The organism is Gemmatimonadota bacterium (assembly GCA_016704275.1).
GTDB lineage: Bacteria > Gemmatimonadota > Gemmatimonadetes > Gemmatimonadales > GWC2-71-9 > Palsa-1233.
The window spans coordinates 186,913-199,281 of record JADJAK010000005.1; the positions used below are offsets into that span (position 1 = coordinate 186,913).

Sequence of the window (12,369 nt, forward strand, 5' to 3'; positions counted from 1 at the left end):
GATGCAGCGCCGCGCAGGCGGTCACGCTCTCCGCGTCGTCTTCGACGAGGCGACGATCGCCGACCGGGTGCGCGAACTGGGGCACGAGATCACGGCCGCCTATCCCGAGGGCGAGTTGCTGGTCCTCGGCCTGCTCAAGGGAAGCTTCATCTTCCTGAGCGACCTGGTCCGGCAGATCGACCGCCCGCTGCATCTCGACTTCCTGGTGGCGTCGTCCTATGGCACGGGGACGGTCTCGAGTGGCACCGTGCGCCTGCTCTACGATCCGGAAACGCCGCTCGAAGGAAAGCACATCGTCATTGTCGAGGACATCATCGACAGCGGCCGCACGATGCTGAAGCTGCTCGGCCTGTTGCAGGCACGGAATCCGGCCTCCGTCGCGGTCTGTTCGTTGCTGGACAAGAAGCTGCTCCCGACCCCGATCCCCGAGTTGCGGTGGGTCGGATTCACGGCACCCCCGGCGTTCCTCGTGGGCTACGGCCTCGACCATGCCGAAGATTTTCGCCACCTCCCGTTCATCGGTGACCTGACTGATGGCTGATCGCAACGTTCCCCGTCCCCCGTCCACTGGCTGGGGCAACCTGAGCAAGACCCTCGCGTTCTGGGCGCTCATCGCGGTGCTCTTCATCGCGCTCTTCCAGTACATGGGGAAGCAGCGCTCGCCGAGCGAGTTCACCTACACGGAGTTCACGCGGCAGCTGGCCGGCGGGAACATCGCGAAGGCGGACGTCGTCGAGGGCGAGATGATCAAGGGCGAGTTCCGCACCGCCGTGACCCAGGATGGGCGCCCGGTGAAGGAATTCACGGTCCTCCTCCCGGTGAAGGACTCCGAGGCGCTGATCACGCGCCTCGAGGACGCCGGCGTCGCGGTCACCGCCTCGAAGACCAAGAACGGCCTCTCGGTGCTCCTCATCACGGCGCTGCCGTGGGTCGTCATCATCGGCCTCTGGTGGTTCCTCTTCCGGCAGATGCAGGCCGGCGGCAACCGCGCGTTCGCGTTCGGCAAGTCGAAGGCGAAGCTGCTCACCGGCGACACGCCGAAGCTGACCTTCGCCGACGTGGCCGGCGCCGACGAGGCGAAGGTCGAGCTGCAGGAAGTGATCGAGTTCCTCAAGGACCCGCAGAAGTTCACGCGGCTCGGCGGCAGGCTCCCCAAGGGCGCCCTGCTGGTCGGTCCGCCGGGCACCGGCAAGACGCTGCTCGCCAAGGCCGTGGCCGGCGAGGCGGGCCGTCCCTTCTTCTCGATGTCGGGTTCCGACTTCGTCGAGATGTTCGTCGGCGTCGGTGCGAGCCGCGTCCGCGACCTCTTCGAGCAGGGAAAGGCGCACGCGCCGTGCATCATCTTCATCGACGAAATTGACGCGGTCGGCCGTCATCGTGGTGCCGGCCTGGGTGGCGGGCACGATGAACGCGAGCAGACGCTGAACCAGTTGCTGGTCGAGATGGACGGCTTCGAGTCGAACGACGGCGTGATCCTCATCGCCGCGACCAACCGTCCCGACGTCCTCGACCCGGCGCTGCTGCGCCCGGGCCGCTTCGACCGTCAGATCGTCGTCGATGCGCCGGACGTCAAGGGCCGCGAAGGGATCCTGATGGTGCACACCCGCAAGATCCCGCTCGCTCCGGGCGTGAACCTCGCGACGATTGCGAAGGGGACGCCGGGGATGGCGGGCGCCGACCTGGCGAACCTCGTCAACGAGGCCGCGCTGCTCGCCGCGCGCAACAACAAGCAGTCGGTCGAGATGTCGGACTTCGAGGACGCCAAGGACAAGGTGATGCTCGGCGTCGAGCGTCGCTCGCTGGTGCTCACCGAGAACGAGAAGAAGCTCACGGCCTATCACGAGGCCGGCCACGCCGTCGTCGCGATGAAGACGCCGGGCTCCGATCCGGTGCACAAGGTCACCATCATCCCGCGTGGCCGGGCGTTGGGGCTCACGGCCTCGCTGCCCGAGACCGACCGGCACAACTACACCCTCGACTGGCTGATCGGCTCGTTGGCGATGTTCTTCGGCGGCCGGGCCGCCGAGGAGATCATCTTCGGCAAGGGTGCGGTGACGACCGGGGCGGGGAACGACATCGAGCGTGCCACCGCGTTGGCGCGGCGCATGGTCACCCAGTTCGGCATGAGCGAGGTCATCGGCCTGATGGCCGTCGGCGAGCGCGAGCAGGAAGTCTTCCTCGGTCGCGATTTCGGCGCGCGTCGTGAGATCTCCGAGCAGACCGCCCGGATGGTCGACGGCGAAGTGAAGCGGCTGATCGACGAGGCGTACGCCAAGGCGTTGCTGCTCCTCAACCAGAATCGCGACCTCCTCGAGCGGATTGCGCAGGCGCTGCTGGAGCGCGAGACGATCGACCGCGATGATCTCGAGCTGCTGAACAACAACCAGCCGCTCCCGCCGCGGGTCACGCCGCCGCCCCCGCTGCCGCCCGCCCCACCGGTGTCACCGGTGCGGACGGAGTCGACCGGGATGCGGACGCCGATCCTCGGGGCGCCACCGGCAGAACCCGCCGGCGCGTGATCGTCACCCCCCTCTCGGATCGCGCTCCCGCCGCGATCCGTGACGCCCTCCTGTCCCACGGATGGGAGGGCGAGGTCTGTCGGCTCACCGCCTCCGGCCTCGAAACCTCCGCCTTCCATGTCACCGGCATTGCCTCGACGATGATCGAGGCGATGCTCCCCGTCGCCAACAAGCTCGGCCTCGAGATGGTCACCGGTGAGGATTGGATCATCCTCACCGGGGCCCGGTCGCGACTCGGCGCCTTTGCGCGGCCGTGGGTGCAGCCCGAGGCGGTGCGCGATCTGGCCCATGCCATAGGGATGGCGATGCCGGCGGACCGTCCCGTCGAATGGCGGCACGCCCGCGGCGCGCTCTCACTCGAGTCCCCGGTCTTGATGGGGATCCTCAATGTCACCCCCGACTCCTTCAGCGATGGCGGCACCGCGACCGATGAGGCCGCGGTCCTGCGCCGTGTCGACGCCTTGCTGGCCGGTGGGGCGGGGGTCATTGACCTGGGTGGCGAATCGACGGCGCCGTTCGCGCCGCCGGTGCCGCTCGACGTGGAGATGGCCAGGGTCCTTCCGGCGGTCATGGCGATCGTCCGGGAGCACCCCGACGTGCTCATTTCGGTGGACACCGTCAAGCATGAGGTGGCCCAGGCCGCACTCGACGCCGGGGCGGCGATCGTCAACGACGTCACCGCCGGGCGGCACGACGTGCAACTCTTGGGCGTCGCGGCGCGTCACAAGGCGGGTATCGTCCTCTCCCATTCACGTGGGGAGGTCGGGCGCCTCGCCAGCTACGACGCCGCGGAGTACGACGGCGATGTGGCCGGCGGCGTCACGCGGGAACTCGACGTGTCACGCGCCACCGCGCTTGCGGCCGGCATTGCCATGGAGGCCATCGTGCTCGACCCCGGATTCGGCTTCGCGAAGCACCCCGAGCAGAACATCGCGCTCCTCGATCAGGTGGCTGCCGTCGTGGCCCTCGGATCGCCGGTCCTGATCGGTGCCTCGCGCAAGCGCTTCCTCGGCGAGGTCACCGGTCGTCCGCTCGAGGATCGTGACCGTGCGACCGCCGCCGCCTGCGCCCTCTCGCTCGACCGCGGGGCCCGACTCTTCCGCGTCCATGATCCCGAAGGGACACGAGATGCCCTGGCCGTTGCGGAGGCACTATGGCGGAGCCGGCAGTGAACCGCCCACCGTATCGCTGGGCCGCGGCCGCATCGCTGGTCGTGCTGCTCGGCTACCTGGTTACGCTGGCGCCGTCGGTCACCTTCTGGGATGACGGCGAATTCATTGCCGCCGCGAAGACGTTGGGCGTTCCGCATCCGCCAGGCACCCCGCTCTTCGTGATGGTGGCCCACGTCTGGGCGATGCTCTTGCCGGTTGGCGAGTACGCCTGGCGCCTGAACCTGCTCTCCGCCATCTGCAGCTCGATCGCCGCCGGCTGCTGGTTCCTCGTCGCCTACACGTCCGTGGCCCGGGGCGAAGCAGCTCGCTCTGAGACCTCGCTTCTCGCTTCTCGCTTCTCGCCTCTCGCTTTGGGTGCCGGCTGGTCCGCGGCCCTGGTCACCGCCTTCTCCTTCACGATGTGGCAGAACTCCGTCGAAACCGAGGTCTATGCCGTCGCGATGATGATCATCGCGCTCGCCGCATGGACGGTGACGCGGTGGCGCGAGGCGCGCACCAGTGGCCACGGTGCACGGTTGCTGTTGGTCCTGCTCTATCTCGGCGGCCTCTCCATCGGCAACCACCTCCTCGGCCTGCTGGTCGGGCCGGCCTTGGTGGCGGCGTTGATGAGTGCGTCGTGGCTGGGCCCGCTGGCCGACCCGACCGCGCGGCGAGCGGAGCAGGCTCGCATCGCGGTGGTTGGCACGGTCTGGCTGCTCTTGATTGCGCTCGGCCTCGGCAGCACCACGCTCACGCTCGGCACCGCGGCACTGGTGGCGGTCGCTGGCGTCTGGGCGATCGGCCGGAAGCAACTCGGCTTCGTGGCGATGGCGCTGCTGATCGTGGCGATCGGCGTGACGCCCTATCTCTTCATCTACTTCCGCGCCAAGCAGGGTCCGTGGATCAACGAGGCCGATGCCTCGACCTGGGATGCGCTCCTCGCCGTGATCCGGCGGGCGCAGTACCCCGTGCGGACACCGCTCGACGATCCGACCGCCTACCATGGCCCCGAAAACACCGGACGCACGCTGACGATGCTGGGCTACCAGCTCGCCAACTACGCCCAGTACTTCGACTGGCAGTGGGCGCGTTCCCTCGGGGACATCGCCTTCGCCCCGTTCCGCCTGCTGATGACGCTCGTCTTTGCGTCGCTTGGAATGCGCGGTGCCGTGGCGCAGCGTCGGGAAGACCGGACCGGTTTCCACATGATGCTGATCCTCTTCCTGGTGACGGGATTGGGACTGCTGCTGTACATGAATTTCAAGCCGGGGCCGAGCATCGGGTGGGAGCAGTGGCCCGGGCTCGATGCGCACGAGGTGCGCGACCGCGACTACTTCTTCGTCGCGAGCTTCGTGGCGTGGGCGTTCTGGGCGGCGCTCGGCATTGCCGACCTGGTGCGGGCCACGGCGTTGCGGTTACCGGTGGCGCGCCGATCGATGGCGGTGGCGGTCTTCGGCCTCGCACTGCTGCCGGCGGTGCTCAACGCGCGGATGGCGACGCGGAAGCAGACGCCCGAGGCGACGCTGGCGCGGGACTTCTCCCATGCGTTGCTGCAGTCGGTGCCGCCGGGCGGGATCCTCTTCACCTGGGGCGACAACGACACCTTCCCGCTCTGGTATGCGCAGGCGGTGGAGGGCGTGCGGCGTGATGTCACGATCGTCTGCCTCGCGCTGGCCGAGACGGAGTGGTACCAGCGGCAGTTGCGGAACTGGAAGGCAGGTCCACTCGACCGGGCCAACCTCGCGGCGGTGTGGCAGTCCGCGCCGGTGCCGGACCTCAACGGCCCGATCCACACCATCTCCGACTCGGCGATCAACGCCTTCTCGCCGTTCCTGGTCGACAAGTCGCAGGCCATTCAGCTTCGCAACGGCCTTTCGGTCGAGCTCACCAAGGGCGATGCGATCTACGCCAAGGACATGCTGCTGTTGCAGGTGTTGATCACCAACGCCGGAGTGCGGCCCATCGCGTGGTCGGTCACCACGGCGAACAAGCTCTACGGACTCGGGCCGCAGTTGGTGCAGCAGGGGTTGGCGATCGTGATGCCGACGGTGCCGGTGACGGGCGCGGTGGGTGGTGATGCGGTCGGGCCGGGGAAGACGCCGATCGACCTCGCGACCACGACGCGGCTCATCAACGAGACGTGGAAGTACGGCAAGCTGCTCGACGGTGGCACCGATCGTCTCGATGCCAACATCCGGGCGATGTCGGGGACGTGGGCGATCCCGTTCGTGCAGGCGGCGGTCGCGTCGGTGATGGTGGGCGACACCGCGGCGGCGATTCCGTTCCTGGAGACCTCGCTGAAGATGGCCGACCAGCCTGGCGTGGCCGGCTTCCTGGCGCAGCTGAAGGGACGGGGTGGGGCGGGGGTGGTGCCGGGGAAGTAGGCCGGCCCCAGGGGAATGTGCGCGCCACGTTCCCCTGGCCGTCACCTTCGGGTTATCCTCAACAATCCCCCTCCGTCGAGCCCCGCATGCCTGGCCATGCCACGTTCGCCCGCGTCGCAGTGGTGTCAGTGCTCCTCTCCGCGTCGGCGCTCCACGCGCAGGCGCCGGCCGACCGCCCCCGTATCGACTCGCTCTTCCACTACCTCGGCGCCGCCACCGCGTCCGCTCCGCCCTCGGCGTTTGCCTGCCCCGGTGACGCCGCGCTGCAGCGGCTCTGTGAAGCGCTGGTCTCCACCCGCCGGGCCGAGCTCCTGACCGACAAGGGCGAGGCGACCAAGGCGCGCGACCTGCTGGAGCGCGTGGTCGGCGAGCGCCCCCAGTGGCCGGTGGCATGGTACGGCCTCGGCGTGGCGCGCTTGCAGGTGGCGCGGACCGGCGGCCTCTCGCGCAGCGGGGCGCTGCACCCGGTGGGCGTCAGCAACGAGGCCGGGGCGGGGTACGCCTTGGTTCGATCCCTCGAATTGGACTCGACGTTCGTGCTGGCTGCCGAGGCACTCGCGATGGCATCGGTGCCGCGCGAGGGGGCGTCGCGCGTCGGTGAACGGCTCGCGATGCTCGAGCGTGTGGAACGACTGCTGAGTCCGGCGGCCCGATACCAGGCGGGGGTCGTGGCGGTAACCGCCAAGAACGGCCCGGCCGCCGTGCGCTTCCTCACGCCGATCCGAGGCACTCCCGACCGACCGAACGGCCTCGCTGGGATCGTGTTGGCGCGGGCCCACTATCAGGCCGGCAACCCGCAGGCGGGCCGGGCAGCGCTGCTCGCTGGGGCGGCCGACACGAACCCAGCGGCCCGCGCCGCCTATCGGAAGGAGCTGGCGTGGGTCGCCGAGCCGCAGGAGCTGGCGGACTGGGACTCACTGCCCCCCGCACAAGCCTCGGCGTGGCTCGGCGACTTCTGGGCACGGCGTGACGTGCGCGATGCCCGCCCCGACGGCGCTCGACTGATCGAACACTATACGCGGATGGAATACGCCTTCGAGGTCTTCCAGCGTGTCGTGCCGCAAGTCGGCGTGCAGAAGAACGCCGGGATGGCGTTCGCGATGGACTATGAGGTGGATGACGGGATGATCAAAGAGGCGCTGCACTCGGTGGGGGTCCCCGATGGGAAGGAAGGAGCGATTGCGATGCAGCGTCTCGCTGGGGATGCGATGGGAATGGGCCCCAATTCGCCGTTTCGCGCCTTCCGCACCACGCAGACGCTCATCGATGACCGCGGCGTGATCTGGGTTCGCCACGGCAAGCCAACGAAGGTCGCACGAACTGCTGATGGCGTCGCCCTCGAAGCGTGGCGCTACGACCGCCCTGAGGGGTCGCTCGTCCTGCAGTTTCGGGAGGAGAACTTCGATGGGCAGGCGGGGGCATCAGTCCTCGTCCCGTCACTGGTGACGGCGAACCCGTTGCAACGTGAGCAGTTGTGCGGCATCGACCAGTCGCTCTGCACCTTGAACGCAGATCCTCGTGGGGGTCTCAAGATCATGGGTGAAGGGATGGGCGACTACACCCCGCCGTCGAGTCAAAACCCTTCCAAGGATCGCCTCGAGCTCGACGCCAGGGTGAACTCCACTGCCCGCATCCAGCGCCTCCACCGCAAAGGCCTCGACGCCATCACCGAAGCGACCACCACCGACGACAACGCCCGACCATTCGCCCGCGCCTTCGCGCCCACGGTGCAGATCTACGGGCTCGATCGCGCCAGCGGCGGCGCCGGACGCGCGGTCGTTGCCTTCGCGGTCCCCGGGGCCCAGCTCGAATACACCACGCCGCCCGAGGCCGGTGGCCGCGCCGTCTATCCGGTGCGCGTCGAAGTGATGCTCTCGCGTCGGAGCGACGGCACCCGTTTCGACCTCGACACGCTGCGCCGCTTTGCCACCGCGGCGCCGCTCGCCGGCGAGCAGTACCTCACCGGCCTGGTCGAGCTCCCGGTCGCACCGGGGCGCTACGTCGCGACGGTGGTGCTGAGCCAGGGCGATCTCGGCTCGATCGCACGACTCGGCGAAGTCGTCGTCCCGGCCGCTCGCGCCGCGCTGAGCGTCTCGGACATCGTCCTTGGCCGCGAGGGCAGTGGCGTGCGCTGGCAGTCGGGGGCGACGACCGTGCCGCTGCATCCGCTCAACGCCTACCCCAAGGGTGGGACGGCGGAAGTGTATTACCAATTGGCGGGGCTGAAGAGTGGCGCACGCTACGCCACCCGACTGGAACTCTTCGGCGCCGAGGACGATGCCAAGAAGCCGGCACGGCTCTCGATTGACTTCGAGACGACCGCCACCGACACGCGGGCGGAAGTGTCCCGGTCGCTCGGGCTCCAGAACCTGGCGCCGGGGCGCTATCGGGTGCGGCTGACGGTGCGGGGCGGGGAGGAGTCGGCGTCGGCGGTGGCGTGGCTGGCGGTGGTGAAGTGACGGTCTGGGGGCCTACTTGGTTCCAACGACCCGTTCCATGCGCGCCTTCGCCTGCTTGACCCGCACATGCGTCGAGTCGAGTTCGCGCGCCATCCCCTCATAGCCTGAGCGCAGCAACCGCTCCGCCTCCGCACGGAAGGCGGGGCCGCGCCGCGCGAGGATGTCACCGACCATGCTCTCGCCCTTGGGCGATGGCCCAGTGATTCGGCGGGAACGCCGCGCGCCGCAGCCGCAATCCCTCGCGTGCGGTCCGCTCCCCGCGTGCCGGATCGCCGAGTTCGGCCTGGCACCATCCGAGGAAGAGCAGTGCCGTGTTGAGTGACGCGTCGCGCTCGCTCAGCCCCTTCCCGCGCAGCGCCACGATCCCCTCGGCCGGCGCGATCGCTTCGGCGCACCGCCCCGCATCGGCCAGGATGTTGATCCGCATCCGCACCGCCGCCAGCGTCCCCGGATTGTCTGCACCAAGCGTGGCGGTGTAGATCGCGATCGCTCGCCGCGCCACGCTATCGGCCTCGGCGTACTTCCCCTGGAAGAGCAGCGCCCCCGCCAACGGCTGCAACGCATTGCCGACGCGCACATCATCCGGTCCACGCGTCTTCGCGAAGATTGCCGCCGCCGAACGGAGCCGGGGCTCCGCCTCCACATACCGCCCCAGCGTGGCGAGCGCGGTGGCGTAGTTGGTGAGCGCCACGGCCGAGCTCACATCGGGGCGCAGCGCGGCGATACGGTCGGCAACCTGCGCGTAGACCGCGGCGGCGTCGGCGACCCGCCCCTGCTCGGAGATGGCATTCGCGAGGTTGTTCATCCCCCGGTAGATCTCGACCGAGTCGATCCCGGGCACCTTGCCGTACATCACCAGCGATCGCCGGTAGAGCGACTCCGCCCGCTCCGGCGACCCGATCTCCGTCTCCAGCCCTGCCAGGTTGTAGAGGCCGTCGGCCCGCTCGCGCAGCGACACTTGCTCGCCGAGCGAATCCTGCAGCCGCACCGCATCGAGCATCAGCGGCCGCGCGCGGTCGTACAGCCCCATGTCGATCAGCGTCGACGCCAGCGTGTTCTTGATCGCCGCGCGCAGGTCGGGGGCACTACCGAACGACGAGTCGATCCGCGGGATCACCAGATCGATCGCCTCGACCACCGTCGTCCCCTTGCCCGACTCCTGCGGCTTCGCAGCCGAGAGCACGTCGCGGAAGAACTGCGTCACCTGCGCGGTGCGCTGCTGCTCGAAGACGGCGCGGTCCCGCTCGGCGCGTGCCACCTGCGCCTGCCGCAGCGAGACGACGGTGCCGCCGACCAGCGCCACCACGGCGAGCGCCGCTGCAGCCACCGCCATCCGGTTGCGCCGAGCAAACTTCCCCAGCCGGTAGCCGATGGTGTCCGGCTGTGCGAGCACCGGCAGGCCGCCGAGATAGCGCTGCAGGTCATCGCCCAGCTGCTGCGCGGTCCGGTACCGGCGCTCTGCCTCGGGGCGCAGCGCCATCAGCACGATCGAGTCGACGTCGCCGGCGAGCGAACGGCGCAGCCGGGCGGCCGTGTCCTGCTCGCTGACCGCCGACTCGGCCGTGACCGCGCGGCTCGGCGCCGTCGGCACGCCGCGCTCGACCAGGGCACCACGCGCAGTGGGTGCGAAGGGACGCACGCCGGTCACCAGTTCGTAGAGCACCACGCCGAGCGAGTAGATGTCGCTGGCCGTGGTGACCTCGCCGCCGAGCAGCTGTTCGGGCGAGGCGTACGCCACTGTCATCGGCGTCACGCCGGTATGGGTCAGGTCATCGCCACCCAGCACCGTCGGATCGGCCAGCTTGGCAATGCCGAAGTCGAGCAGCTTGACGGTGCCATCCTCCGCGACGAGGATGTTGCCCGGCTTGAGGTCGCGGTGGATCACGAGGTGTTCGTGCGCGTACTGCACCGCCGCGCAGACCTGGCGGAAGAGCGCGAGTCGGTCACGGAGGCCGAGGTGATGGGCGGTGGACCACTGGTCGATCGGCTGCCCCTCGACATACTCCATGATGAAGTACGGCTCGCCTTCGGGCGTGACGCCGCCATCAAGGAGCGCCGCGATGTTCCGGTGCTCGAGCCGCGCAAGGAGTTGCCGCTCGCGCTGGAAGCGGGCGAGTGCCTGCGTCCGGTCGCCCAGGAGCGAAACCATCTTGATCGCGACGCGCTTGCGGTATTGATCGTCGGCGCGATGTGCCTCGTACACCGTCCCCATCCCGCCCTGACCGATCTCCCGGAGCAACTCGTACTGCCCGACCCGACGGCCCATGGTTGGCACCATCGCTGGTGCACTCGCTGAAGGCATCGACGCCGCCTGCTCGAATCGTTCGCCGACGTCGTCGGCGGATGCGAGCAGGGAGGAGAGCTCAGCATGGAGGGGAGCGTCGTGCGCCAGTGCCGCCAGGCGCGTGGCGCGCTCGGCGGCAGGGAGGTCGATCAATTCGGCGAAGAGCGTGGAGAGCTCGCCCCAGCGATCTGCCGGCAGCGCCACCGTCAGGCCGCCTGGAGTTCGCGGTGCAGCCAGGCGCGGGCCAAGGTCCAGTCGCGCTTCACGGTGGCGGGGGAGATGCCGAGGACGTCGGCGCTCTCCTCGATCGAGAGGCCGACGAAGTAGCGCAGCTCGACAATCTTCGCCTGGCGCGCGTCGAGGGCAGCGAGCCGGTTGAGGGCCTCGTCGACGGCCACCACTTCCTCACTCGGCGCGCCATCGGCCAGGTCGACCTGCGAGTCGAGGGTCACCTGATGCTTGGCGCCGCGCTTCTGGGCGTTCCGGCGGCGGGCGTGTTCCACCAGAATGCGGCGCATCGCCTGGGCGGCGATCCCGAAGAAGTGGGCCCGGTTCTCCCAGGTCGGCGTGGTGCCACCTGTCAGCCGGAGGAACGCCTCATGGACGAGCGCGGTGGCCCCCAGGGTGTGGTCGTCCCGTTCCAGACGGAGCTGTCCGGCGGCCATCCGCTTCAGCTCGTCGTACACCACGGGGAGCAGTGCCGACAGGGCGTCGGGACTGCCGCTCGAGGCGGCGGCGAGGAGGGTGGTCACGTCGGAACGGGCAGCGTCCATCGGTCCGTGGGGTTGGGAGGGATACCGGATACTCCCCCGGCACGGGGGTGGCGTCAAGGTGGGGGGCGGGACGGGCTTGGCCACCCCCCTCCGGCTATATTTCCCAGTTATGCCAGAACCGGGCCTCACGGGCCGAATCGCCGCCATACGGGGCGTGATCGCCGAGCAGCAGCAGGCCGGCGGGTGGACCCACCCGGTCAGGATCGTGGCGGTGACCAAGACCCATGGTCCCGAGGCTGTCCGGGCCGCTGCGGCCGCCGGATTGGATGCCGTTGGCGAGAACCGGGTTCAGGAAGCGCTCCCCAAGATGGCCGCGACCGCCGACCTCGCGGTCGAGTGGCACCTGATCGGCGGGCTGCAACGGAACAAGGCACGGCAGGCGGTGGGGCAGTTCGCCCTGATCCATTCGGTGGACCGCGCGGAGCTGGCCGCCGAACTCGACCGCCGAGCCGAGTCGACCGCCGTCCAGCCGGTGCTGGTGCAGGTGAACTGTTCTGCCGAGCCGCAGAAGGGCGGGGTGGAGCCGACCGACCTCGCAGCGCTGCTCGACGCGATGCGCACGATGCCGCGCCTCCGGGTCGATGGCCTGATGACGATGGCCGAGTTCACCGACGACGAGACCGTCCAGCGGCGCACCTTTGCCATGCTGCGGACGTTGCGAGACCAGATGCAGGCCGAGGGTCACCGGCTCCCCGAGTTGTCGATGGGGATGTCGGGGGACTACCCGGCCGCCGTGGCGGAGGGAGCGACGATGCTCCGCCTCGGATCGATTCTTTTCGGGCCTCGGCCCCAACCCTGA

General features: G+C 69.3%; 9 protein-coding genes. 6 read left to right on the forward strand and 3 right to left on the reverse strand.

From position 1 onward, the window contains the following. The first annotated feature begins 1 nt into the window (after nt 1). The 5 genes from hpt (at nt 2) to IPG05_11575 (ending at nt 8,513) form a co-directional block, all read left to right on the forward strand. On the forward strand, nt 2-541 hold the full coding sequence (hpt, locus tag IPG05_11555; protein ID MBK6495714.1) for a hypoxanthine phosphoribosyltransferase: 540 nt from the start codon (nt 2-4) through the stop codon (nt 539-541). After that, complete coding sequence (gene ftsH / locus IPG05_11560; GenBank protein ID MBK6495715.1) at nt 534-2,519, forward strand: ATP-dependent zinc metalloprotease FtsH; 1,986 nt, start codon at nt 534-536, stop codon at nt 2,517-2,519. Before hpt ends, ftsH begins: the two co-directional genes overlap by 8 nt. Next, the gene (folP, locus tag IPG05_11565) at nt 2,516-3,691 is read left to right on the forward strand and encodes a dihydropteroate synthase (protein MBK6495716.1); all 1,176 of its coding nucleotides are present in this window, start codon (nt 2,516-2,518) and stop codon (nt 3,689-3,691) included. Before ftsH ends, folP begins: the two co-directional genes overlap by 4 nt. Then, complete coding sequence (locus tag IPG05_11570; GenBank protein ID MBK6495717.1) at nt 3,688-6,054, forward strand: DUF2723 domain-containing protein; 2,367 nt, start codon at nt 3,688-3,690, stop codon at nt 6,052-6,054. Before folP ends, IPG05_11570 begins: the two co-directional genes overlap by 4 nt. 86 nt (nt 6,055-6,140) lie before the next feature. Then, the gene (locus IPG05_11575; protein MBK6495718.1) at nt 6,141-8,513 is read left to right on the forward strand and encodes a hypothetical protein; all 2,373 of its coding nucleotides are present in this window, start codon (nt 6,141-6,143) and stop codon (nt 8,511-8,513) included. A 12-nt stretch (nt 8,514-8,525) separates the two neighbouring features. On the opposite strand, the gene IPG05_11580 is transcribed toward IPG05_11575, so the two are convergent. From IPG05_11580 to IPG05_11590, 3 genes are read right to left on the reverse strand one after another with little or no spacing between them, the layout of a single operon-like run. Further along, the gene (locus IPG05_11580; GenBank protein ID MBK6495719.1) at nt 8,526-8,687 is read right to left on the reverse strand and encodes a hypothetical protein; all 162 of its coding nucleotides are present in this window, start codon (nt 8,685-8,687) and stop codon (nt 8,526-8,528) included. Continuing rightward, on the reverse strand, nt 8,677-11,001 hold the full coding sequence (locus IPG05_11585; protein ID MBK6495720.1) for a serine/threonine protein kinase: 2,325 nt from the start codon (nt 10,999-11,001) through the stop codon (nt 8,677-8,679). Before IPG05_11585 ends, IPG05_11580 begins: the two co-directional genes overlap by 11 nt. Nucleotides 11,002-11,003: 2 nt before the next feature. Further along, nucleotides 11,004-11,570 carry a sigma-70 family RNA polymerase sigma factor gene (locus tag IPG05_11590; protein ID MBK6495721.1) on the reverse strand — a complete coding sequence of 189 codons (567 nt, stop codon included), beginning with the start codon at nt 11,568-11,570 and terminating at the stop codon, nt 11,004-11,006. 109 nt (nt 11,571-11,679) lie between these two features. Between IPG05_11590 and IPG05_11595 the strand changes: the two genes are divergently transcribed. Beyond that, entirely contained in the window at nt 11,680-12,369 is a 690-nt protein-coding gene (locus tag IPG05_11595) for a YggS family pyridoxal phosphate-dependent enzyme (protein MBK6495722.1), read from the forward strand.